The sequence below is a fragment of the Microbacterium hydrocarbonoxydans genome (assembly GCF_011752045.1).
Classification (GTDB): domain Bacteria; phylum Actinomycetota; class Actinomycetes; order Actinomycetales; family Microbacteriaceae; genus Microbacterium.
The window spans coordinates 201,375-225,584 of record NZ_JAAKXW010000001.1; the positions used below are offsets into that span (position 1 = coordinate 201,375).

General features: G+C 69.5%; 21 protein-coding genes. 15 read left to right on the forward strand and 6 right to left on the reverse strand.

Annotation, left to right across the window (positions count from 1 at the left end):
- The first annotated feature begins 13 nt into the window (after positions 1–13).
- Positions 14–2,326, forward strand: a complete 2,313-nt coding sequence (locus G6G98_RS01015) for a ComEC/Rec2 family competence protein (protein WP_243841968.1) — start codon at positions 14–16, stop codon at positions 2,324–2,326.
- Positions 2,327–2,366: 40 nt separating this feature from the next.
- Positions 2,367–3,404, forward strand: a complete 1,038-nt coding sequence (gene holA, locus G6G98_RS01020) for a DNA polymerase III subunit delta (RefSeq protein WP_164233854.1) — start codon at positions 2,367–2,369, stop codon at positions 3,402–3,404.
- A 93-nt stretch (positions 3,405–3,497) separates the two neighbouring features.
- Here the strand turns inward: holA and rpsT are convergent, their stop codons facing one another.
- Positions 3,498–3,758: a 30S ribosomal protein S20 gene (gene rpsT / locus G6G98_RS01025; RefSeq protein ID WP_067352619.1), complete on the reverse strand. Its 261-nt coding sequence runs from the start codon at positions 3,756–3,758 to the stop codon at positions 3,498–3,500.
- A gap of 255 nt (positions 3,759–4,013) precedes the next feature.
- Between rpsT and G6G98_RS01030 the strand changes: the two genes are divergently transcribed.
- Complete coding sequence (locus tag G6G98_RS01030; protein WP_164233853.1) at positions 4,014–5,357, forward strand: GH1 family beta-glucosidase; 1,344 nt, start codon at positions 4,014–4,016, stop codon at positions 5,355–5,357.
- A complete protein-coding gene (locus G6G98_RS01035) occupies positions 5,354–6,571 on the forward strand; it encodes an MFS transporter (RefSeq protein WP_243841969.1) in 1,218 nt (405 codons plus the stop codon). The genes G6G98_RS01030 and G6G98_RS01035 overlap by 4 nt, the downstream gene beginning before the upstream one ends.
- On the opposite strand, the gene G6G98_RS01040 is transcribed toward G6G98_RS01035, so the two are convergent.
- The 5 genes from G6G98_RS01040 to G6G98_RS01060 form a co-directional block, all read right to left on the reverse strand.
- Entirely contained in the window at positions 6,540–7,289 is a 750-nt protein-coding gene (locus G6G98_RS01040; RefSeq protein ID WP_164233852.1) for an alpha/beta fold hydrolase, read from the reverse strand. The two genes, G6G98_RS01035 and G6G98_RS01040, sit on opposite strands and share 32 nt — an antisense overlap.
- Before the next feature lie 101 nt (positions 7,290–7,390).
- The gene (locus G6G98_RS01045; RefSeq protein ID WP_067352604.1) at positions 7,391–9,106 is read right to left on the reverse strand and encodes an ABC transporter family substrate-binding protein; all 1,716 of its coding nucleotides are present in this window, start codon (positions 9,104–9,106) and stop codon (positions 7,391–7,393) included.
- Between the two features lie 117 nt (positions 9,107–9,223).
- The gene (locus G6G98_RS01050; protein ID WP_067352601.1) at positions 9,224–11,155 is read right to left on the reverse strand and encodes an ABC transporter ATP-binding protein; all 1,932 of its coding nucleotides are present in this window, start codon (positions 11,153–11,155) and stop codon (positions 9,224–9,226) included.
- The gene (locus G6G98_RS01055; protein WP_164233851.1) at positions 11,152–12,069 is read right to left on the reverse strand and encodes an ABC transporter permease; all 918 of its coding nucleotides are present in this window, start codon (positions 12,067–12,069) and stop codon (positions 11,152–11,154) included. Before G6G98_RS01055 ends, G6G98_RS01050 begins: the two co-directional genes overlap by 4 nt.
- Position 12,070: 1 nt before the next feature.
- Positions 12,071–13,054, reverse strand: a complete 984-nt coding sequence (locus tag G6G98_RS01060) for an ABC transporter permease (RefSeq protein ID WP_067352596.1) — start codon at positions 13,052–13,054, stop codon at positions 12,071–12,073.
- Between the two features lie 238 nt (positions 13,055–13,292).
- Here G6G98_RS01060 and lepA point away from each other — a divergent pair, with 238 nt between their 5' ends.
- The 11 genes from lepA to era all read left to right on the forward strand — a co-directional run bounded on the left by lepA (position 13,293) and on the right by era (position 24,184).
- Positions 13,293–15,146 carry a translation elongation factor 4 gene (lepA, locus tag G6G98_RS01065; protein WP_067352593.1) on the forward strand — a complete coding sequence of 618 codons (1,854 nt, stop codon included), beginning with the start codon at positions 13,293–13,295 and terminating at the stop codon, positions 15,144–15,146.
- Between the two features lie 72 nt (positions 15,147–15,218).
- Entirely contained in the window at positions 15,219–15,872 is a 654-nt protein-coding gene (locus G6G98_RS01070) for a DUF1990 family protein (protein WP_067352590.1), read from the forward strand.
- Positions 15,872–17,089: a radical SAM family heme chaperone HemW gene (hemW, locus tag G6G98_RS01075; protein WP_164233850.1), complete on the forward strand. Its 1,218-nt coding sequence runs from the start codon at positions 15,872–15,874 to the stop codon at positions 17,087–17,089. The genes G6G98_RS01070 and hemW overlap by 1 nt, the downstream gene beginning before the upstream one ends.
- A gap of 75 nt (positions 17,090–17,164) precedes the next feature.
- The gene (gene hrcA / locus G6G98_RS01080) at positions 17,165–18,196 is read left to right on the forward strand and encodes a heat-inducible transcriptional repressor HrcA (protein ID WP_164233849.1); all 1,032 of its coding nucleotides are present in this window, start codon (positions 17,165–17,167) and stop codon (positions 18,194–18,196) included.
- 36 nt (positions 18,197–18,232) lie between these two features.
- Positions 18,233–19,345 (forward strand): molecular chaperone DnaJ, encoded by a 1,113-nt coding sequence (dnaJ, locus tag G6G98_RS01085; RefSeq protein WP_067352580.1) that lies wholly within the window; start codon positions 18,233–18,235, stop codon positions 19,343–19,345.
- Positions 19,346–19,357: 12 nt separating this feature from the next.
- Positions 19,358–20,086 carry a 16S rRNA (uracil(1498)-N(3))-methyltransferase gene (locus tag G6G98_RS01090; RefSeq protein WP_067352577.1) on the forward strand — a complete coding sequence of 243 codons (729 nt, stop codon included), beginning with the start codon at positions 19,358–19,360 and terminating at the stop codon, positions 20,084–20,086.
- Between the two features lie 24 nt (positions 20,087–20,110).
- A complete protein-coding gene (locus G6G98_RS01095; RefSeq protein ID WP_067352573.1) occupies positions 20,111–20,458 on the forward strand; it encodes an HIT domain-containing protein in 348 nt (115 codons plus the stop codon).
- Positions 20,459–20,522: 64 nt separating this feature from the next.
- Positions 20,523–21,548, forward strand: coding sequence for a PhoH family protein (locus G6G98_RS01100; RefSeq protein ID WP_243842046.1), 1,026 nt, complete (start codon positions 20,523–20,525; stop codon positions 21,546–21,548).
- Complete coding sequence (ybeY, locus tag G6G98_RS01105) at positions 21,545–22,003, forward strand: rRNA maturation RNase YbeY (protein ID WP_067352566.1); 459 nt, start codon at positions 21,545–21,547, stop codon at positions 22,001–22,003. Before G6G98_RS01100 ends, ybeY begins: the two co-directional genes overlap by 4 nt.
- Positions 22,000–23,295 carry a hemolysin family protein gene (locus G6G98_RS01110; RefSeq protein WP_067352562.1) on the forward strand — a complete coding sequence of 432 codons (1,296 nt, stop codon included), beginning with the start codon at positions 22,000–22,002 and terminating at the stop codon, positions 23,293–23,295. The genes ybeY and G6G98_RS01110 overlap by 4 nt, the downstream gene beginning before the upstream one ends.
- The gene (era, locus tag G6G98_RS01115; RefSeq protein ID WP_067352558.1) at positions 23,288–24,184 is read left to right on the forward strand and encodes a GTPase Era; all 897 of its coding nucleotides are present in this window, start codon (positions 23,288–23,290) and stop codon (positions 24,182–24,184) included. The genes G6G98_RS01110 and era overlap by 8 nt, the downstream gene beginning before the upstream one ends.
- The last annotated feature ends 26 nt before the right edge of the window (positions 24,185–24,210 follow it).

Consider the following 24,210-nt stretch of genomic DNA (forward strand, 5'->3'; position numbering starts at 1 on the left):
GCGCGATCTGCGGATGCTGCCGCTCACTGCGACGGTGTGGTCGGTGGCGCTGCTGTGCGTGTTCCTCCCCGCCACCGCCCCGTGGTGCGCGCTGGGCGGCGTGCTCGCGATGATCGTCGTCCTGGGCTGCCTGTGGCGACGGCAGCGGGAGCACGACGCCGTCGTCCGCGGCGCGGTCGCCGCCGTCATCCTCGCAGCGTCGGCCGCTGTCGCGTTCACGGTGGTCCTGGCGGTGCCCGAACGCGACGTCGCGGCGGCGTGGGACGGTCGCGTGGTGGAGGCCACCGCGGAGATCACCTCCTCGGCCGCGCTCGGCCGGGACGGTCGCCTGTGGGTGGAGGCTCAGCTCACCGGCCTCGGCCCGCCCGGAGCGCCGTCGGCTGCCTCGGCGCCGGTGCGGATCGGCGTCGAGCCGGGACAGGGGTTCGCTCTCGGCGCCGGCATCCGGGTGATCGGGGAGGCGGCGGTGACGGACCCGGGGGAGCGGTCTGCGCTCGTGATCTTCGCGAGCACTGCCGGGATCGACCGGCGGGCGGGCGGGGTCTTCGCCGTCGCCGCGAGTGTCCGCGACGCCTTCGTCGAGCGGGCGGTGCGGCTGCCGGAACCAGGTGGCGGCCTCCTTCCCGGGCTCGCCGTGGGCGACACGACCGCCGTGACACCGGAGCTGAACGACGACATGCGCGCGAGCGGCCTCAGCCACCTCACCGCCGTGTCCGGCGCCAACTGCGCGATCGTCGTCGGCGCCGTGTTCTGGCTCGTGGCGCTGTGCGGGGGAGGGCGCGGTCTGCGCGTCGCTCTCGCCGTGATCGCGCTGGCCGGATTCGTGGTCCTCGTGACGCCGGAGCCCAGCGTGATCAGGGCATCCGTGATGGCCGGGGTCGCGATGCTCACCGTGCTGCTGGGCAGACCGAGTGCGGGCGCGGGGATGCTCGCCCTGTGCGCCGCGGGCATCCTGATCGCCGATCCCTGGCTGGCATCGACGCCGGGGTTCGCACTGTCCGTCGTCGCCTCGGGTGCGCTGATCCTGCTGGCGCCGGCGCTGGCGCGCGGCATCGGACGGTGGATGCCGCACCCGGTGGCGCTGGCGCTCGCGGTGCCCCTCGCCGCGCAGCTGGCCTGCGGGCCCATCATCGCGCTGTTCGCCGAGCAGCAGTCGCTGGTCGGCGTCGCGGCGAACCTGCTCGCGGCTCCTGCGGCCCCGATCGCGACGGTCGTCGGCCTCCTCGGGTGCCTCAGTGCTCCGATCGGCCCGCTCGCAGACCTCCTCGCCGCCTCCGCGTGGCTGCCCGCGGCCTGGATCGCCACGACCGCCGGGGTGAGTGCACGCCTGCCCTTCGCGCAGATCGTGCTGATCCCCGGCATCGGCAGCGCCGTCCTCGTCACGGTGCTCAGCGCAGCCGTCGGGGTGGTCCTGATCGGTCCGCGCGTCGGCGGGCGCGAGCTCGTTGTCGGCGTGCGCATCGGGTGGATGCGCGGGATCCGGATGGCCGCCGCCGGTGTGCTGGTGGTGGCGTCCGCGCTCGGCGGCGCCCACCTGCTCCTCAGCGGCCCGCTGGCGACAGCGGCGACACCGGAAGGATGGTCGATCGCCGCCTGCGACGTGGGACAGGGGGATGCCGTGCTGGTCCGGTCGGAAGGGCATATCGCGCTCATCGACACCGGCCCGGAACCGGAGCCCCTGCAGGACTGCCTGAGCTCGCTCGGCATCGACCGGATCGATCTGCTCGTCCTCACGCATTTCGACCTCGACCACGTGGGCGGCGTCGCGGGCGTCCGGGGGCGCGTCGACGCCGTGCTGCACGGGCCGCCGGGCGAGTCCGAGGACGAGCGGCTCGTCGACGACCTCGCCGCTGCCGGTGCGGTCGTGACGCCGGCCTCGGCGGGCCTGAGAGGCGTTCTCGGCGGTGCGGCCTGGCGTGTGCTCTGGCCGCAGCGCGATTCGATGGCCTTCCCCGCGGGGAACGACGCGAGCGTCGTCGTGGAGTTCTCGGGAGGAGGAGTGCCGCGCGCACTCTTCCTCGGTGACCTCTCCGCCGCCCCGCAGCGCATGATGCTGCGCACTGCCCGCATGGTGGGTGACTACGACGTCGTGAAGGTGGCTCACCACGGCAGCGCCGACCAGGACCCGGGGCTGTACGAGGAGGTGAGCGCCACGGCCGCCCTCTTCAGCGCCGGCGCGGGCAACGACTACGGGCATCCGCGCGACGAGACCCTCGATCTCCTGCAGGCGGCCGGTGCGGTCGTGCTGCGCACCGACCTGCAGGGGCGGATCCTTCTCGCCGTGCGCGACGGCGCGCTGGAGGTGTGGACCGAGAATCCGCCCTGATCGCCGCGGCGGTGTCGGCGCCCGCCGGTAGGCTGGTGGCATGGCAGCTCCGCGTTCCTCCTCCCGTGGCGGGGCCAAGCCCACCAAGGTCCCTCAGGTCTCCTGGCGGGATCCACGTCCGGCGCCCGTCGTCCTCGTGTCCGGCCCCGAAGAGGTCTGCGCGGAGCGCGCGATCGCCGGCGTCCGCGACTACCTCCGCGCCGAGGACCCGGCGCTCGAGGTCCACGACGTCCGCGCCGACGACTACGCGCCCGGCACGCTGCTCTCCCTCACCTCGCCCTCGCTGTTCGGCGAGCCCCGGCTGGTCCGCGTCTCCGGCGTCGAGAAGTGCTCCGACGCGTTCCTCCAGGAGGCGGTCTCCTACCTCGCGCAGACGCAGGACGGCGCCACCGTCGTCCTCCGCCACACCGGCGCCACCGTGCGCGGGAAGAAGCTCCTCGACGCGCTGCGCGCGGGTGAGGGTGACGGCATCGAGATCGCCTGCCCCGCGATCAAGCGCGACGGCGACCGCGTCGACTTCGCGGCGGGGGAGTTCAAGGCGGCGAAGAAGCGCATCGCCCCGGCGGCCATGCGCGCGCTGGTCTCCGCCTTCGCCGACGACCTCACCGAACTCGCCGCCGCGTGCCAGCAGCTGATCGGCGACGTCGAGGGCGACGTCACCGAGGACGTCGTGACGAAGTACTACGGCGGCCGCGTCGAGGTCTCCGCCTTCGTCGTCGCCGACACCGCGATCGCGGGGCGCTACGGTGAGGCCCTGATCGCCCTTCGCCACGCACTCGCCTCCGGAGCCGACCCTGTACCGATGGTCGCCGCGTTCGCGATGAAGCTGCGCACGATGGCGCGCGTCGCCGGCAACAGGGAACCCAGCAGGCAGCTCGCGCAGCGGCTCGGCATGAAGGACTGGCAGGTGGACCGTGCCCGCCGGGATCTCGCCGGCTGGAACGAGCGCTCCCTCGGCATGGCGATCCAGGCGACGGCCCGCGCGGACGCCGAGGTCAAGGGCGCCGCCCGTGACCCGATCTTCGCGCTCGAGCGCATGGTGACGGTGATCGCGACTCGCCAGCCCTTCGGGGAGTAGCACCACCGCGGGCAGCAGAGGGCCCGCCGCAGTGCTCAGGGATGCAGAAGAGCCCGCCCCGCGAACGGGACGGGCTCTGTCAGATGCTGCGACTCAGAGAGCGGCGACCTGCTTGGCGATCGCCGACTTGCGGTTCGCCGCCTGGTTCTGGTGGATGACACCCTTGCTGACGGCCTTGTCGAGCTTGCGGGAGGCGACCTTGACGGCGGCCTCGGCCGCAGCCTTGTCGCCGGTCGCGATGGCGGTGCGGGCGGCGCGGATGTGCGTCTTCAGCTCGCTCTTCACGGCCTTGTTGCGCTCGTGAGCCTTCTCGTTGGTCTTGTTGCGCTTGATCTGCGACTTGATGTTTGCCACGTGTGGACGCTTTCTGTACAGGAGTTGTTTCGGAGTGCCGGCCGGAGAAGAGGGCTCCTGCGCGGCGGTCGTGAGGGAAGAACCCACACGCAAGCCAAGAGTCAACTCTACCAGCAGTCGAGCGGTTCCCCCTAAACGGGGCCTGTGAGCCGATCGGATGCTGCGACACGGCGCTCTCCCGCGGGACTCCGTCGCGCAGAATGTGGAACCGGGTGCAGAATCGACGATATCCCGACATCGACGTCAAGGAGCCTCATGAGCGCTGCCCTCCCGAACGGCTTCCGCTTCTCCGCGGCGACCTCCGCCTTCCAGGTCGAGGGAGCGCGCACCGCAGACGGCCGGGGGCGGTCGATCTGGGACGACTTCCTCGAACGCCCTGGGGCGATCAAGGACGGCTCGACCGCAGACCCGGCGTGCGACAGCTACCGGCATCCGGAGGCCGACGTCTCCCTGGCGGCCGGGCTCGGGCTGGACCGCTATCGCTTCTCGATCCAATGGGCTCGGGTGCAGCCCGAAGGGAGGGGACCGGCGAACGGAACGGCGCTCGATCACTACTCGCGTGTCGTCGACGCCCTGCTCGATGCAGGTGTCACGCCGCTCCCGACTCTGTACCACTGGGAGTTGCCGAGCGCGGTCGAGGAGGACGGCGGCTGGCTTGAGCGCGACACCGCTTCCCGATTCGCCGAGTACGCGGACCTCGTCGCGGAGCGCCTGGGCGACCGGGTGCGGCACTGGTACACGCTCAACGAGCCGGCCATGACGACGCTTCAGGGCTATGCGACCGGTGCCCTGGCCCCGGGGCGGCAGCTCCTCTTCGGCGCGCTGCCGACCGTGCACCATCAGCTGCTCGCGCATGCCCGTGCCGCGGAGGTGCTGCGTGCGCACGGCTCGTCGCACGTCGGCCTCGTGAACAACCACACGTGGGTGCTGCCGCTCCACGACACGCCGGAGGACCACGCGGCCGCGCACGCCTACGACATCATCCACAATCGGGTCTTCAGCGAGCCGCTGCTCGGCGGAGGGTATCCGGATCTCGCCGCTCTCGGGCTCCCGGACATGCCCATGCTCCCCGGCGACCTCGAACTCATCGGCGGCTCCGTCGACTTCTACGGCATCAACTTCTACAACCCGACCACGGTCACCGTCGCGGCGCCGGGGGAGCCGATCCCGTTCGACATCGTGCCGACCCCGGGAGTCCCTGTCACCGGATTCGGCCCGGAGTGGCCGATCATGCCTGAGGCGCTCCGCGACCTGCTGGTCGACCTCCGGCGCCGGCATCCGCAGCTGCCGCCCGTGATCATCGGAGAGAACGGCGCCTCGTTCCCCGAGCCCGACCGCGCGGGGAGGGTGGAGGATGCCGACCGCATCGACTATCTCGCGGGCCACCTCTCTGCGGTGGCCGAGGCGATCGCCCAGGGCGTCCCGGTGGAGGAGTACACCGTGTGGTCGCTGCTGGACAACTGGGAGTGGGCCGACGGGTACACGCAGCGCTTCGGACTCGTGCACGTCGACTTCGAGACGGGGGAGCGCACGCCGAAGGCGTCCTACGACTGGTACCGGGACGTCATCGCGCGGCACCGGGCGGAGATCTCGCGGTGACCGCCACGGTGAAGGCCGGCGCCCGCTGGATGACCTCGTTCACCCTCGCGTGGCTGGCGATCTGGACCGTCCAGCTCACGCCGGTCCAGCTGCTCCTTCCGCTGCAGCTGGACACACCGGAGGACGACTGGATCCGCGGAGTCGTCTCCTCCGGGCTCGTGCTCGGCGTGGGCGGTCTGGCCGGGATCGTCGCCGGCCCTCTCGCCGGAGCGCTCTCCGATCGTGCACCCGCAGGGCGCAGGAGACGTCGTCCGTGGGCGCTCGGCGGAGTGTGGCTGACCGCCGCCTGTCTCCTCCTCACGGGATACGCCGAGGGGCCGTGGAGCGTGGGCGCCGGCTGGGTGGGCGTCTCGGTCGGCATCGCCGTCGCCTCGGCGGCTTTCACCGCCCTCATCGCCGATCAGCTCCCTCCGGCGCAGCGCGGCGCGGCCTCTGCCGCGGTGGGCTCCAGTCAGGCCGTGGGCATCGTGCTCGGCGTCGGACTCGTGGTGCTGCTGGGACTCGGCATCCGCGACGGCTACCTGCTCCTCGCCGGCGTGATCGCCGTCGTCGGCACGGTCACCGCCGCACTGCTCCCCGATCCGCCCGCCGTCACGGGCATGCGAGCGGAGCGCGGGGAACGGCATCCCCTCGCATCGCTGCGCGACCGGGACTTCGCCTGGATGCTCTCCGGCCGACTCGTCGCGAACATCGGCAACGCGCTCGGCACGGCACTGTTCCTCTTCTTCCTCCTGCACGGACTGAACCAGCCGAGCGCCGAGGCGCAGGACAACCTCCTGCTCCTGATCGTCGTCTACACCGTCTTCGTCGTGATCGCCTCCGTCTTCACAGGCCTCCTCTCCGACCGCACGGGCGACCGCAGGCGCCTCACCGTCATCGCCACGCTCGTGCAGGCGGCATCCGGCATCGTGATCGCGGTCGCGCCCTCCTTCGAGGCGACGATGGTGGCGGCGGCGCTCATGGGGCTCGGCTACGGGGCGTTCTCGACGGTCGGACTCGCGTTCGCAGCCGACCTCCTCCCCGATGAGAAGGACCACGCGCGGGACCTCGGCATCGTCAACGTCACCGCGGCGCTCGGTCAGCTGATCGGGCCGGTGCTCGGCGCAGGGCTCGTGGCGCTCGTCGGCGGCTTCCGGCTGGTCTTCGCCTCCGCCGCGGTGCTCTCGGCGGCCGGCGGCGCTCTCACGGCGTGCGCGCGTCAGCCGTCTCGGTGACCGTGGCCTCGACCGTCGCGATCGCCAGCCGGAGCACGGCGTTGAAGACCTGCGGGCGCATGGCCGTGACGAGGTGGGTGGTGCGCGGCACCACGATGAGCTCCGCGTGCGGTGCGAGCCTTCGGAACAGGGATTCGTTGACCCGCAGCTGGTCGTACTGCCCGTTCACGAACCAGAGCGGGATGCGGATCCGCTGCACGGCGGTGGCGAGGTCGAGAGCGGCCAGGTTCCGCAGCGCCGTGTCCTGCGTGTCCAGGGCGTACCCGCCGGCGGCGAAGTCGCCCCGGGTCTCGTGCGGGATCGTCGCGTCGAGGATGCGATCGGTGATCCACATGCCGCGGTCGGGAAGACGGTCCACGGCCCGCGCGATCAGCCGGTACGCGGCGAGACTCGTGCCGTGGGGGAGCGCGGTGCAGGAGGCGGCGACGAGCCCTGCGACCGGCGGAGTCTGGGCGCCGCCGACGTAGGCGAGGGACAGGAGTCCGCCCATCGAGTGGCCCACGAGAAGGACAGGCCCCTTCTCCGCGGCCGCGCGCACCGCGGCGTCGATGGTGTGCAGGGCCTCATGGAGGGTGAAGTCCTCCTGCATCCGGGTGCCGTGCCCCGGCAGGTCGACGGCGGTGGCGGGAATGCCGCGCTCCTCGAGGTGGGCGAGCTGCGCACGCCACATCGTCGCGGACGTGCGGATGCCGTGCACGAGGACGATCTGGACGCTCACGCCCCCAGCATAAGCACGTCGGCAGACAGAAAGGCGGGGCCGGTGGATGAACCACCGGCCCCGCCCCGGGCGCTTCGACTCAGCTCAGCGACCCGTCAGGATCACTTCTCGTAACCCACGTTCTCCACCGGCGTGATGCCGAAGAGGTCGAGACCCACGTAGGGCTCGGGGGTGAGGTTCGCGAGACCTTCCTTGACGGTCCAGATCTCCGGGCCGTTGAGGACGGGCATGATGCCCCAGGTCTTGGCGAAGATCTCCGCCTCCATCTCCATGGCCTTCTTGGTCTGCTCGACCGGGTCGGAGATGGTCTCCAGCTCCTCGTGGATCATCGTGTCGATCTCCTCGGTGCCGGTGCCCGAGAGGTTCAGTCCGCTGTCGGAGCAGTAGAGCTGGCAGAACCACGCCGCGCCGAACGGGTCGGACGAGGTGAAGTTCAGGAAGAACATGTCACCGTTCTGGTTGGTGTAGTCCTCGGCGAAGTCGGCGGAGGGGCGCATGTCCACCTGCACCTCGATGCCGACCTCCTTCAGCTGCGACTGCACCGCGAGCGAGCGGGCCTTCGCGGTCTCGGTGTCGCTGTGCACCGGGAAGACGAGCGACAGGCGCACGCCGTCCTTCTCGCGGATGCCGTCCTCACCGGCGACCCAGCCCGCGTCGTCGAGCAGCTTGTTCGCCTTGTCGACGTCGCCGTCCGTGCGGCCGGCCTTCTCCAGAGCGTTGAAGTAGTTCGGCTGGAACGAGAAGAGGGTGAGTGAACCGGCCGGCTCCTCGGTGTAGTTGAGGCCGTTGAAGACGATCTGCTTGATCTGCTCGATGTTGATCGCCGTCATGACGGCCTCGCGGACCTCGATCTCGCCGAGGGCGGGGGACGCCGCGTTCAGGGTGAACAGCGCGTTGGCGGTCGCCTGGCCGCTGTAGGTCTTCACGCCGTCGAGGTCCTCGACCTGCGCGAGCAGCTCGGCGCTGCCGGTCTCGGCCATGTCGACCTCACCGTTGCGCAGCGCGTTGACAGCGGCGGTCGGCTCCATCTGGATGAAGGTGACCTTGTCGAGCAGCGGAGCCTCGCCCCACCACTTCTCGTTCGGGACGAGGGTGACCACGCCGCCGGTCTTGTCGAACTCCTCGACGGTGTAGGGGCCGGCTGCCCACTCCGGGTGCCAGTCACCCAGGAAGGCCGTGTTGAACAGCTCCGGGGTGTTGACGGCGGGGTGCAGAAGCTGCGAGTACACCATCTCCGGCCAGGCGAACTCGCCCTTGAAGGTGACGATGACGTCGCGGTCGTTCTCGCCGGCCTCGACGGACTCGATCTCCTTCCAGCCGTCGGTCGCGTTCGGCAGGTACTCCTCGTTGGTGCCGTTCTGGGCTTCCCAGGTGGCCTTGAAGGCGGTGACGTCGATCGGCGTGCCGTCGTTCCAGACGGCCTTCTCGTTCACCTTGAAGTGCAGGACGGTCTTGCCGTCCTCGACGCCGAAGGAGTAGTCGTCCAGGTACGCGGGGTTCGGCTTGACGGTGCCGTCCGGGTCCATCAGGAGGACCTGCGGGCGGAACCAGGTTCCGATCTGAGTGACGCGGGCGTCGCCGTCGCTGTGGAAGTAGTTCAGCTGCTCGGCGATGTTCGAGACGGGGATGCGGAGCTCGCCGCCTTCAGCGAGGTTCTCGCGCGGCTGCGGGTTGTAGTCCGCGCCCTCGACGGTCTTGGGGCCTTCGCCCTCGCCGCCGTTTCCGCCGCCGTTGCCAGCCGGCGCACATCCGCTCATGGCGAGTGCGAAGGCGCCGCCGAGAGCGACGATGCCCATCAGCTTGTGATGCCGTTTCATGGTACTCCTTAGTGCCTGTCGGCCTTACTTGGGATAGGGGCAGACTATCTCCGCCCTCTGCGCGCGAAACGCATTGCGCACGGAACCGTTATCGGACTGTGCACAATTGTCCGCGGGTCAGTTCGCGGCCACCGCCGCCGCGTCGAAGCCCTCCACCGGAAGGATGATCCGCTCGCGGGTGCGCTCCACGTCCGGGTCCGGGATCGGGATCGCGGAGAGCAGAGCCTTCGTGTACGGATGCTGCGGATCGTCGAACACCTGGTCGACGTCGCCCTGCTCCACGAACGAGCCTTTGTACATCACGGCGACGCGGTCGGCGATGTGGCGGATCACGGCGAGGTCGTGCGCGACGAACAGGTACGACAGGCCCAGCTTCGCCTTCAGCTCGTCGAGCAGGTTGATCACGCCCGCCTGGATGGAGACGTCGAGGGCGGAGACCGGCTCGTCGAGCACGACGATCTTCGGGTTCGTCGACAGCGCACGGGCGATGCCGATGCGCTGACGCTGACCGCCGGAGAACGCCTGCGGGAAGCGATCGACGTGGGCGGGGTCGAGTCCGACCAGACCCATCAGCTCCTCGACCCGGTCGAAGACCTCGTCCTTGTCCATGCCGATCGCCAGCATCGGCTCGGCGATGATGTCCCATACCGTCATGCGCGGGTCGAGAGCGCCCATCGGGTCCTGGAAGACGATCTGCAGGTCACGGCGGAGCTGACGCTCCTGCGCGCGGTTCTTGATGTCCGCCACGCTCGTGCCGGCGATCCGGATGTCTCCGTCCTCCTGCTTCACGAGGTCCATGATCTGCAGCAGCGTCGTGGTCTTGCCGCTGCCGGACTCGCCGACGATCGCGAGGGTCTCGCCCTCTCGGATGTCGAAGCTGATGCCCTTGACGGCCTGCACCTCGCCGACCTTGCGCTTGAGGAACGATCCCTTCATCAGCGGGAAGGTCTTCTTCAGGTTGATCGCCTCGAGGGTGATCGGACGCTCTTCACGGGGGATCTTCGTGAGGCTGCTCTCCGGGAGCTCCGGGACGGGGAACACCGGCAGCCCGCCGATCATCCCGTCGTCATCGATGTCGTGGGCACGGATGCAGGCCACGGTGTGGTCGGCGTGCCCCTCGGTCGCGATGGGCAGCAACTCCGGCTCCCGCTGGCGGCAGGCGTCGATCGCGATCGGGCACCGGGCCGCGAACGGGCAGGCGTCCGGGAGGTTGATGAGGAGCGGCGGATTGCCCTTGATCGGGATCAGCGGCACCTTCTCGGTCTTGTCGACCCGGGGGATCGCGCCGAGCAGGCCGATCGAGTACGGCATCCGCGTGCGGTAGAACAATTCGCGCACGGGGGCGTGCTCCACGGGCTTGCCCGCGTACATGACGAGCACGTCGTCCGCGGTCTTGGCGACGACGCCCATGTCATGCGTGATCATGATCATGGCGGCGCCGGTCTCCTCCTGCGCCTTGTCCATGAGCTCCAGGATCTGCGCCTGGATGGTCACGTCCAGGGCCGTGGTCGGCTCGTCGGCGATGATCAGCTTAGGGTCGTTCGCCATCGCGATGGCGATCACCACGCGCTGGCGCATGCCGCCGGAGAACTCGTGCGGGAAGGCCTTCATGCGCCGTTCGGGCTCGGGGATGCCGACGAGCTTCAGCAACTCGACCGAGCGATCCCACGCAGCCTTCCTGGAGAGCCGGCGGTGCACGGTGAGCGCCTCGATGAGCTGATCGCCGATCGTGAACACGGGGGTGAGGGACGTCAGCGGGTCTTGGAAGACCATGGCCATGCCGTTGCCTCGGATCACGGAGAGCTGCTTGTCGGACTTGCCGATCAGCTCCTGGCCGTCGAACACGATGGAGCCGGTGACCTTGGCGTTCTCGTCGAGCAGGCCCATGATCGCCAGCGATGTCACCGACTTGCCCGAGCCGGACTCGCCGACGATGCTGAGGGTCTTTCCTGCTTCGAGGTCGAAGGAGACACCGCGCACGGCATCCACGCGCCCCGCCTCGGAGGCGAAGCTGACCTTGAGGTCGCGGACGGAGAGGACAGTACTCATGCGCGACCTCCAGCCGCCGAGGTCGGATCGAGGGCGTCGCGCAGGCCGTCGGCGATGAGGGCCATCGACACGGTGAGCAGCGTGAGCGCCGCAGCGGGGAAGTAGAAGAGCCAGGGAGCGCTGACCAGCGTGCTGGATCCGTAGCCGATGAGTGCGCCCAGCGAGACGTCCGGCAGCTTCACGCCGAAGCCGAGGAAGGACAGGCCGGTCTCCGTCACCACCGCGTTGACGACGCCGATGGTGAAGTTGATCACCAGCAGCGACCCGATGTTGGGCAGCATGTGCCGCATCACGATGCTCATGCCGGAGAGACCGGCGTAGCGCGCGGCGTGGATGTACTCGCGCTCCTTCAGGGAGAGCGAGAGTGTCCAAATCACGCGCGCCGGGAAGAACCAGCCCACGATGAAGATCATCACCAGCGAGATGATGAGCCAGTTGCCGCCCGCGTCGTTGGAGATCATCGCGAGGATGAGGAAGTTCGGGATCACCATCATGAAGTGGATGACGGTGAGCGTGATCCGCTCGTAGGGACCGCCGAAGTACGCCGCGGTGGCACCGATGACGGCGGAGAGGGCCGTCGTCCCCACCGAGACCAGCACCGCGATCATCATCGAGCGCTGCAGACCGACCGCGACCTGCGCGAAGTTGTCGTTGCCCGAGCCGTTCGTCCCGAACCAGTGGGCGGCCGACGGAGCCTGACGGAGTGCGAGGAAGTCGAGTTCCTCGTGCGTGTACGGCGAGACGAGCGGTCCGATGATCGCGAACAGCACGAGCAGGGCGAGGACGACGACGCCGATGACGGCCCCGCGGTTGCGCAGGAAACGTCGCGTGTAGAGGGCCATCATCGAGGTGCGCTTGCGCACCTTCGGCTTCTCGGCGATCTCGGGGGAGACCCCGATGGATTCGATGGACATGTCAGTTCACCCGCACTCTCGGGTCGAGGACGACGACCATGACGTCGGCGAGGATGGCGCCGATCGCGGTCATGAGGGCACCGAACGCGGCGACGGCGACCGTGCCGTGCACGTCGTTGGTGTTCAAGGTCTGGATGAAGTACCGGCCCATGCCGTTCCAGTTGAAGATCGTCTCGGTGATCACCGCGCCGGTGAAGACGAGGGGGATCGTGAACGCCACCTGGGTGGTGACCGGGATCAGCGACGTGCGGAGCGCGTGCTTGCGGATCGCTTGCTGCTTGGTGAGCCCCTTCGCCCGCGCGGTGCGCACGTAGTCCGCCTTGATGTTGTCGAGGAGCAGCGAGCGCTGGAGGAAGTGGATCTGCGCATATCCGATGAGGACCAGGGCGATCGTCGGGAGCGCGAGATGCTGGAGCACGTCGACGAGGATGGGGAAGAAGCCCTCGACGCCCTTGCTGGATGAGCCGACGACGTAGAACACGGTCGTGCCGACCCAGTTGTTGAAGTTGATGGCGAGCAGTACGACCGTGAAGCCCGCGACGACGACCGGGATGTTCATCGTCACGATGCTGGTGGCCTGGCCGATGCGGTCGGCGAGCTTGTACTGGCGGGATGCCGTGTAGACGCCGAGTGCGATGCCGAGGACCGTCGTCAGGATCGTGGCGCCGAGAACCAGCTCGGCGCTGACCCAGACTCGATACGCGACCTGCTCGTTCACGGACTCACCGGTCGGACCCATGCCCCAGTCCCAGCGGAGGAAGATGCCCGACAGCCAGGTCCACCACCGCTCGATGAGCGGGACCGACTCGCTGAGATTGCGAGGGCGAAGGAGGTTGTCGATCTGCTCGGCCGACAGCGGTGGGCGGCGCTGGGAGTAGTTGTTCTCGGGGTCGAGATACAGCCAGGCGAGGAAGTACGTGATGTTCGTCGCGACGAAGATCATCAGCACCCACCCGAGCAGGCGGCGCAATAGATACTTGATCAAGGGTGTGAGTCTTTCTCTTTTACAGACGCGCGCGGGATCTGCCGACGCAACGCTGAGTCGGCAGATATTCAATCACCATCCGCCGCACTGCGCGACGCGACAACCCACTTGGTCTGTGACGGAGTCGTATCGCTCGCGGGATCCAGTGTCACTGTTCGCTCCCGGGCAACCTCGCGAGACTATCACCGGTTCCGCGGAATCGAGGATTGCCTTCCCCTGACCGTAGAATCGTCTGGACATGTCACCACGCGCTCTCACTCCGCTTCAGCCTGCCGCGACTCCGGCTGCGCAGATCCGAAACTTCTGCATCATCGCCCACATCGACCACGGCAAGTCGACCCTTGCGGACCGGATGCTGCAGATCACCGGCGTGGTCTCGGACCGGGACATGAGGGCCCAGTACCTCGACCGGATGGACATCGAGCGCGAGCGCGGCATCACGATCAAGAGCCAGGCGGTCCGGATGCCGTGGCAGATCGACGGCGAGACCTTCGCGCTGAACATGATCGACACGCCTGGGCACGTCGACTTCACGTACGAGGTGTCCCGATCGCTCGCCGCCTGCGAGGGCGCGATCCTCCTCGTCGACGCGGCGCAGGGCATCGAGGCGCAGACGCTCGCGAACCTCTACCTGGCGCTGGAGAACGACCTCCACATCATCCCGGTGCTGAACAAGATCGACCTTCCGGCGGCCGACCCGGAGAAGTACGCCAAGGAGCTCGCGTCCCTCATCGGCGGCAAGCCGGAGGATGTGCTGCGGGTCTCCGGCAAGACCGGCGTCGGCGTCGAGGAGCTCCTCGATCGCCTCGTGCAGGAGATCCCGGCTCCTCAGGGCGACGCGGATGCCCCGGCGCGCGCGATGATCTTCGACTCGGTGTACGACGCCTATCGCGGCGTCGTCACCTACGTCCGGATGGTCGACGGCAGCCTGTCGCCGCGCGAGCGCATCCAGATGATGTCCACCGGCGCGAACCACGAGCTCCTCGAGATCGGCGTGTCCAGCCCCGAGCCGACGCCCACCAAGGGGCTCGGCGTGGGCGAGGTCGGCTACCTCATCACCGGAGTGAAGGACGTCCGTCAGTCGAAGGTCGGCGACACGGTCACGACCGCCCGCAAGCCGGCATCCGCCCCGCTCGCCGGATACACCGACCCGAAGCCGATGGTCTTCTCCGGTCTGTACCCGATCGATGGCAGCGACTACGCCGAGTTGCGCGAGGCGCTGGACAAGCTGAAGCTCTCCGACGCCTCCCTCGTCTACGAGCCGGAGACCTCGGTCGCCCTCGGCTTCGGCTTCCGCTGCGGCTTCCTCGGACTGCTGCACCTCGAGATCATCACCGAGCGTCTCGCCCGCGAGTTCGGTCTCGACCTCATCACCACGGCCCCCAGCGTGATCTACGAGGTCCTCACCAGCGACACCGGCGAGACCGTGACGGTGACCAACCCGAGCGAGTACCCGGACGGGCGCATCGGATCCGTCTCCGAGCCGATGGTCAAGGCCGCGATCCTGCTGCCCAAGGACTATGTCGGCACGGTGATGGAGCTCTGCCAGTCGCGTCGCGGCTCGCTGCTCGGCATGGAGTACTTCTCCGAGGAGCGCGTGGAGCTCCGGTACAACATGCCGCTCGGCGAGATCGTCTTCGACTTCTTCGACCAGCTGAAGTCGAAGACCCAGGGCTACGCCTCGCTGGACTACGAGCCCTCCGGGCAGCAGGAGGCCGACCTCGTCAAGGTCGACATCCTCCTGCAGGGGGAGAAGGTCGATGCGTTCAGCTCGATCGTGCATCGCGACAAGGCCTACGCCTACGGCACGATGATGGCCGAGCGCCTTCGCAAGCTCATCCCGCGTCAGCAGTTCGAGGTGCCCATCCAGGCCGCGATCGGCGCGCGCATCATCGCCCGCGAGACGATCCGGGCGATCCGCAAGGACGTCCTCGCCAAGTGCTACGGCGGTGACATCACCCGCAAGCGCAAGCTCCTCGAGAAGCAGAAGGAGGGCAAGAAGCGCATGAAGATGGTGGGTCGCGTCGAGGTCCCCCAGGAGGCGTTCATCGCCGCGCTCTCCGGCGACGTCGAGGGCAAGGACAAGAAGTAGCGGCACTCCCAAGGCGGGTCCACCGCGGCGCGGTGGGTGTTCGCTCAGGGAAGCCCCAGTAGTCTGGAACCCATGCGGCGCGGGACTTTCCGAGACGACACGGTGGACTATGCGGCCGTGGGTGCGACCCATGCCCCCGACCTGATGCAGTATCCGCCGGAGCGGAGCATCCCGGCCGAGGAGTCGTGGCGGATCGGCAGCGGGGCCGAGCGGTTCCAGACCGCCGGTGAGGCGCTGCTGTCGTGGACGGCTCAGCGCGCCGCCGGCCTCAGCATCGAAGACGTGCGCCCGGCCTCCGGCCCCGCCTACGCGGGGGTGAGCTTCGACGCGGAGGGCAACGCGATCGCGCCGAGCAAGCGCGACGTCGAGCAGCGCTTCGACGCCGAGGGCACGCCGTTCGTCGGTCCGGGCATGACGCTGCACCTCAAGGGTCGCATCGGCGGAATGCGCGCGGACGCCGAGATGCGCGTGATCTCGGTCACCGAGGAGAAGCGGCGCATCGGCTTCGTGCTGGGCACCGTCGGCGGCTCCGTGGTGAGCGGCGAGGAGTCCTTCGACCTGGACTGGCGCGAGGACAACGACGAGGTGTGGTTCACCGTACGCGCCTTCGATGCGCCGAACTCCCTGCTGTACCGCACTCTTCCGGTGCTGATGAAGCGCCGCCGGCGCGAGCTCTTCGCGCGCTATCTGCGGGCGATCTCCCCGCTGTACGCGACCCCCGTCTGATGGCGGGCCCCCTCCCTCTCGGCGACCCGGCGCCGGCCGACGGCCGCCTGCCCGCCGACCTGCCGATCGACGCGGACGTCCCGTTCTCCGCATATCTGCACATCCCGTTCTGCCGGGTCCGCTGCGGATACTGCGACTTCAACACCTACACGTCCGGAGAGCTGCGGGGTGCGCGGCAGGAGGACTACGCCTCGACCCTGCTCGCCGAGATCGCCCTCGCCGAGCGCGTCCTCGGCGAAGCCGGTGCGCTGCGCCCGATGGACACCGTCTTCTTCGGCGGCGGCACGCCCACCCTGCTGCCGGCTGGCGACCTGGCGAGGATGCTCGACGCGGCGGCATCCGCATTCGGCATCGCCGACGGCGCCGAGGTGACGGTCGAGGCGAACCCGGACACCGTCACCCCCGAGGTGGTCAGGACGCTCGCCGACGCCGGCGTGACCCGGCTGTCGATCGGCATGCAGTCGGCGGTGCCTCACGTGCTGGCAGCTCTCGACCGCACCCATCGTCCTGAGAACGTCAGCTCCGCCGTCGCCGCGGCCAAGGACGCAGGGCTCGCGGTGAGCGTCGACCTCATCTACGGCGCGCCGGGGGAGTCGCTCGGCGACTGGGAGGCGTCGCTGGACGCTGCCCTGGCCCTCGATTCCGACCACGTCTCCGCCTATGCGCTGATCATCGAGGACGGCACGAAGCTCGCCAGGCAGATCCGCCGCGGCGAGGTGCCGATGCCGGACGACGACCTCCAGGCCGACATGTACGAGCTCGCCGACGCACGGCTGGCCGGCGCCGGATTCGACTGGTACGAGGTCAGCAACTGGGCGCGCACGCCGGATCAGCGCTCCCGGCACAACCTCGCCTACTGGCGGGGGAGCGACTGGTGGGGCTTCGGCCCCGGTGCGCACAGTCACGTCGCCGGCCTGCGCTGGTGGAACGTGAAGCATCCTGCGGCGTACACGCAGCGGCTGGCGGCATCCGAGTCGCCGGCGGCGGGCACGGAGCGCCCGGATCCGGAGGCGCGGATGCTGGAGCGGGTCCTGCTGCAGAGCCGTCTGGCCGAGGGCATCGCCGTCGCTGACCTCCCGGCCGGGAACCGCGACCGGGTGGCCGGTCTCATCGCCGGCGGGCTGGTCGACCCCGCATCGGCGCTTCGCGGCCGGGTGCGGCTCACCCTGCGAGGACGGCTCCTCGCCGATGCCGTCGTGCGCGAACTCACCGACTGAACTGATGAGCACAGCCGGGGTGCAGGGTAGAATTGGCACTCTGAACGTCTGAGTGCCAATGGGAAGGGGAGGGCGATGGTCACGGAGAGGGGCCTCCAGGTTCTGCGCGCGATCGTGCAGGACTACGTCGAGACCCACGAGCCCGTCGGCAGCCGCTCCATCGTCGACCGATACGCCTTCGGCGTCTCCGCTGCCACGATCCGCAACGACATGGCGCTCCTCGAGGACGAGGAGCTGATCACCGCTCCGCACACGTCGTCGGGGCGCGTGCCGACCGACAAGGGCTACCGCGTCTTCGTCAACCACCTCGCGCAGCTGCGGCCGCTCTCCTCGGCGCAGCGCACCGCGATCGAGTCGTTCCTCGCCGACCCCGTGGATCTCGACGACCTGATGGCGCGGACCGTCCGCGTGCTCACCCGGCTGACAGGGCAGGTGGCGCTGGCGCAGTACCCGTCGTTCGCGCGGGCGCATCTCACCCACCTCGAGCTCGTCGCCCTCGCCCCGAACCGGCTGCTCGTCGTGCTCGTCACGGATGCCGGCGGGGTGTCCCAGCGGATGACGCCGCTGCCCGTCGAGGTCGACGAGTCCGACATGGCGCTGCTGCGCGCCCGCCTGTCCGCGCTCATCACGGGCCGGGCGGTGAGCGATGCCGCCGAACGGCTGCAGAGCCTCCTCGACGCCGAGGACCAGACCAAGGATCCGGCGCTCCGGACGCTCGCGAGCGTGATCGTCGACGAGCTCGGCGAGTTCCGTCAGGAGCGTCTGGTCATGGCGGGGGCGGCCACGCTCGCCCGCCGCGAGCAGGACTTCCGCGGCAGCATCCATCCCCTCCTCGAGGCGATCGAGGAGCAGGTCACACTGCTGCGGCTGATGAGCGAGATGGAGGCCGACGCGCACGGTCTCGCCGCCAGCATCGGCACGGAGAACGCCCCGTTCGGCCTCGGCGAGGCCTCGATCGTGGCGAGCAACTACGCCGCACCCAGCGGCACCGCACGCGTCGGCGTGATGGGGCCGACGCGCATGGACTATCCGAGCAATCTCGCGGCGGCACGGGCCGTGGCCCGCTATCTGTCGCGGATGCTCGATGAGGACGAGGCGAGCCGCTGACGCGGCCGCCCAGACACGACACGCAGAAGGGCCATCGTGGCGGACCACTATGAGGTTCTCGGGGTCTCCCGGGACGCATCCACCGACGAGATCAAGAAGGCGTACCGCAAGCTGGCGCGCCAGCTGCACCCGGACGTGAACCCGGGAGAGGACGCGGCCGAGCGGTTCAAGCTCGTCACGCACGCCTATGACGTGCTCAGCGACGACGAGTCCCGCCGCCGCTACGACATGGGCGGCGGAGACGGCGCGGGGAACTTCGGCGGCTTCGGCGGGTTCGGCGACATCTTCGAGACGTTCTTCGGCGCGGCGCAGGGCGGCGGGCGGAGCGCCAGGCCCAGGTCGCGGCGCGAGCGCGGTCAGGATGCGCTGGTCCGGGTGAATCTCGAGCTCGGCGACGTCGTCTTCGGCGCGCACCGCGACATCGAGGTCGACACCGCCGTGCTCTGCGAGACCTGCCAGGGCTCGTGCTGCCAGGAGGGCACCTCCCCGGTCACCTGCGACATCTGCGGCGGCTCCGGCCACGTGCAGCGTCAGGTGCGCAGCCTCCTCGGCAACGTCATCACCTCCCAACCGTGCGGCAGCTGCGAGGGGTACGGCACGACGATCCCGTACCCGTGCGGCACCTGCGGCGGTCAGGGGCGCGTGCGCTCCCGTCGCACCGTCTCCCTCGACATCCCGGCCGGCGTCGAGACCGGACTGCGTCTGCAGCTCCCGGGCTCCGGCGAGGTGGGCAAGGCGGGTGGCCCGAACGGCGACCTGTACGTCGAGGTCACCGTCAACCCGCACCCGGCGTTCAGCCGAGACGGAGACGACCTGCTGGCGACGCTCGAGGTGTCGATGCCGGACGCGATCCTCGGCACCGAGACGACCATCCAGGGCCTCGACGGCGAGGTGGCCCTCGAGATCCGCGCCGGCGTGCAGTCCGGCGACGTGCTCACGATCAAAGGCCGCGGCATCACGCCGCTGCGCGGCACGCAGCGCGGCGACCTCCGGGTCGGCGTCCAGGTCGTGACCCCGACGAAGCTCGACTCCGCGCAGCGCAAGCTCATCGAGGACTTCGCGAAGAAGACGAAGGCGCCGGCTCCGCAGCTCGCGCAGTTCCAGCAGGGGCTGTTCTCCAAGCTCCGCGACCGCTTCCGCACGCACTGACCGAGGCTGAGCATGGCACTGCATTTCCTTCTCGAGACGTCGACGGATGCCGCGGTCGGCGGCCTCGTGTCGCTGACCGGCGCCGAGGCGAAGCACGCAGCCGTCGTGCGGAGGCTCCGCGTCGGTGAGGAGGTCACCATCGGCGACGGCGCGGGAGTCTGGCTCACCGGCTCCGCGGAGGAGGTCTCCCCGCAGCGCGTCGACGTCCGGATCACTGGGCGGGCGGTGCACGACGCTCCGGCCTCTCGCATCGTGCTGGTGCAGGCTCTCGCGAAGGGCGACCGCGACGAGCTGGCAGTGCAGGCGGCGTGCGAGCTCGGGGCCGACGAGATCGTGCCGTGGCAGGCGAGCCGCAGCGTGTCGCGCTGGGAAGGCCAGAAGGCGGTGAAGGGCCGCGAGCGCTGGGCGAGCATCGTCCGCGAGGCGGCGAAGCAGGCGCACCGCGCCTGGGTGCCGCAGGTGGCCGCTCCGGTGACGACCGGGCAGCTCGCGGAGCGGGCGGCCGGCAACCGGATGCTCCTGCTCGACCCGACCGCATCGACGAAGCTGTCCGCGCTCGAGCCGGACGGACGGGACCTCCTCCTCGTCGTCGGGCCCGAGGGCGGCATCGCCCCGGAGGAGCTCGACCGGCTCACCGGAGCCGGTGCCGAGCGCGTCCTGCTGGGCGACACCGTGCTGCGCACCTCGACCGCCGGCCCCGCGGCGATCGCCGTGCTCTCGGTGGCGCTCGGCCGCTGGTGACGTCGCGCTCAGTAGACTGAACGCATGACCGAGCCCTCGATCTTCACGCGCATCCTCAACGGCGACATCCCCGGTGAGATCCTGCTCGACACGGGCCGGGTGTTCGCCATCCGGGACATCAACCCCCAGGCGCCCCTGCACGCGCTGGTGATCCCGAAGACCGAGGAGTACCGAGACGTCACAGAGCTCGCCGCCGGGGACCCCGGCCTCCTCGCCGAACTCGTCGAGGCCGCCCGTCAGATCGCCGGCGAGCACGCGAACGGCGAGTACCGCCTGATCTTCAACAACGGCGCCAGCGCCGGACAGTCCGTCTTCCACGTGCACGCCCATGTGCTCGGCAACATCGAGGAGAGCAAGCTCGTTGGCTTCTGACGCGATCGACGCCGCCGGTGGCACCGGCGGCACCACCGAGAAGATCTACGCCGACGGCGTCGCCATGGTGCAGCTGCTCGGCCCGCAGGACCGCCTGCTGCGGATGCTGGAGAAGGAGCATCCGCAGGTCCAGGTGCTCGTGCGCGGCAACGAGATCACCCTGACCGGAGCGGCATCCGCCGTGGCCGACGCCAGGGCGCTCGTCGAGGAGCTTCTGACCATGACCAGGGAGGGGCACGACCTCGCCCCGAGCGACGTCAGCAGCTCGGCCCGCATGCTCCGTCTCGACGGAGGGCCGCGCCCGAGCGAGGTCCTCGGCGAGGCGATCCTCTCCACCAGGGGCAAGGTGATCCGGCCGAAGACCCTCGGCCAGAAGGAGTACGTCGACGCGATCGAGGAGAACACGATCGTGTTCGGCATCGGTCCCGCAGGCACCGGCAAGACGTACCTCGCGATGGCGAAGGCCGTCCAGGCGCTGCAGCGCAAGGAGGTCACCCGGATCATCCTCACCCGGCCCGCGGTGGAGGCGGGGGAGCGCCTCGGCTTCCTTCCCGGCACCCTCACCGACAAGATCGATCCGTATCTGCGCCCGCTGTACGACGCGCTGAACGAGATGATGGACCCGGAGATCGTGCCCCGCCTGATGGCGACGGGCACCATCGAGGTCGCCCCGCTCGCCTATATGCGCGGCCGCACCCTGAACGACTCCTTCGTGGTCCTCGACGAGGCGCAGAACACGACGCCGGAGCAGATGAAGATGTTCCTCACCCGGCTCGGCTTCGGCACGAAGATGGTCGTCACCGGCGACATCACCCAGGTCGACCTCCCGCAGGGCTCCTCCGGGCTGCGCCTGGTCACCCGCGTGCTCAAGGACATCGACGACATCCACTTCTCCCGGCTCACCAGCGAGGACGTCGTCCGGCACTCGCTCGTCGGCCGGATCGTCGACGCGTACAGCGAGTACGACGAGAAGCGCACGGCGCAGCGGTACGAGCGCGAACAGGCGGCGGAGTTCGCCAACCGCGCCGAGCGTCGCTCCGCCCAGCGCCCAGGACCCAGAGACCGGATGCCGAAACGAGGACTCTCATGATCGAGATCAACAACGAGTCGGCCATCGAGGTCGACGAGACCGTGCTGCAGCGGCTCACCGACTTCAACCTCGCGCAGCTGCATGTGAGCCCCGACGCCGAGGTGGCGATCGTCCTCGTCGACGAGGGGGCGATGGAGGCCCTGCACGTCCAGTGGATGGATGAGCCCGGCCCCACCGACGTGCTGAGCTTCCCGATGGACGAGCTGCGCCCCGGCACCGAAGACCGCCCGACCGCTCCCGGCCTGCTGGGCGACATCGTGCTGTGCCCGCAGGTCGCCGAGACCCAGGCCCAGGCCGCCGGCCACTCGCTGATGGACGAGCTCATCCTGCTGACCACTCACGGACTGCTGCACCTGCTCGGCTTCGACCACGCCGAGCCGGACGAGGAGCGCGAGATGTTCGGCCTGCAGAAGGAGCTCATCCAGGGCTTCGCCGCCTCCGAACGCCGACGATGACCGCCGCCTTCCTCCTCGCCGGCGCGGTCCTCCTGGTCGCGTTCGGGGGCCTGATGGCGGCGATCGACGCCGCGTTCGGTGTGACCTCGCGATCGGACCTCGAGGAGATGGGCTCCCAGGGCCGCAACGCCCGGCAGCTCCGACGCATCGCCGCGGATCCGGACGTGCACGTCAACGCAGTGGCCTTCATCCGCGTGCTCGCGGAGACCACCGCCGCCGTTCTCGTCACCGTCGCGTTCACCCTGCTGTCCGGCAACATCTGGTGGGCGATGCTCGCCGCCGCCGTGCTGATGACCGGGATCACGTTCGTTCTCGTGGGCGCGAGCCCCCGATCGTTCGGGCGGCATCACGCCGACCGGATGCTCCGCGCCAACGCGCCGGTCGTGCGCGCCCTGCGCATCCTGCTGGGCCCGCTGGCCCAGGGGCTCGTCTCCCTCGGCAACCGCGTCACCCCCGGCAGCGGCCGCAGCTCCTTCACCTCGGAGGAGCAGCTGCTCAGCATGGTCGACGAGGCCGCCTCCAACGACCTCATCGAGGAGGACGACCGCGATCTCATCCACTCGGTGTTCGACTTCACCGATCAGTTCGTCCGCGCCGTCATGGTGCCGCGCACCGAGATGGTGACGGTCGACGCGACCGCGACGACGAGCGAGGCGATGTCGCTGTTCCTCGATCGCGGCGTGTCCCGGATGCCGGTCGTCGACGACGAGGCCGACGATGTCGTCGGAGTGCTCTACCTGAAGGATCTCGTGCAGTTCGCCTTCCGCGACGAGAACGCGTGGCGTGCGGCGCCGATCCGCCCGATCTCCCGCCCGGCGACCTTCGTCCCGGAGTCCATGCGCGCGGAGACGCTGCTCCAGCAGATGAAGCGCGATGCGGTTCATGTGTGCCTGGTGATCGACGAGCACGGCGGCATCTCGGGCCTGGTCACGCTGGAGGATCTCATCGAGGAGCTCGTCGGGGAGATCTCCGACGAGTACGATCAGGTGTCGGCGGAGTTCGTGGACCTCGGCGACGGTCGATACCGCGTGAGCGCCCGGCTCTCGCTGGAGGACGTCGGCGACCTGTTCGGCCTCGAGCTCGAGGACGAGGACGTCGACTCCATCGGCGGACTCCTCGGAAAGACGCTCGGCCAGGTGCCGCAGCCCGGCGTGACGGCGACCGTCGGCGGTCTCGTCCTCACCGGCGGGGCGTCGCGCGGGCGGGGACGGGGCATCGCGACCGTCTTCGTGGAGAGGGCGGCGCCCGAGAGCGGCACCGCGGACGATGAAGGAGAACGAGACGATGACTGAGCAGACGCGAAGCGGCTTCGTGACCTTCGTCGGACGCCCGAACGTGGGCAAGTCCACCCTGACCAACGCTCTGGTCGGCGAGAAGATCGCGATCATCAGCGACAAGCCGCAGACCACGCGGCGTGCGATCCGAGGCATCGTGAACCGCCCGGACGGCCAGCTCGTGATCGTCGACACCCCCGGCATCCACAAGCCTCGCACGCTCCTCGGCGAGCGGCTCAACGACCTCGTCGAGCAGGTGCTCGGCGACGTGGACGTGATCGGCTTCTGCGTGCCCGCGACCGAGAAGGTGGGCCCTGGCGACCGTCGGATCGCCGCCTCGCTCGACGGCTACCCGCGAGCGAAGAAGGTCGCGATCGTCACCAAGACGGACGCCGCCGGTCGCGAGGAGATCACCGAGCGGCTGATGGAGGTGGACTCCCTGCGCGAGGACTGGGCGGCGGTCATCCCGCTGTCCGCTCTCACCCGTGATCAGCTCGATGTGCTGTCCGACGAGATCCTGCAGCTGATGCCGGAGGGCCCCGCGCTGTACCCGGAGGGCATCACGACCGACGAGTCCGAGGAGGACCGGATCGCGGAGATCATCCGCGAGGCGGCGCTCGACGGCGTCCGCGACGAGCTCCCGCACTCCATCGCCGTCGTGGTGGACGACATCTCCCCGCGTGAGGACAGCGATCTTACCGACGTCCACGCCTCGATCGTCGTGGAGCGGGACAGCCAGAAGGCGATCATCATCGGACGTAAGGGCTCGCGCCTCAAGGACGTCGGCGCCCGCGCCAGGACCGGGATCGAGGAGCTCCTCGGGACCCGGGTGTTCCTCGGCCTGCACGTCAAGGTCGCGAAGGAGTGGCAGCGCGACCCGAAGCAGCTCGGCAGGCTCGGTTTCTGACATGTCTCCGGCAGACCTGTCAACGG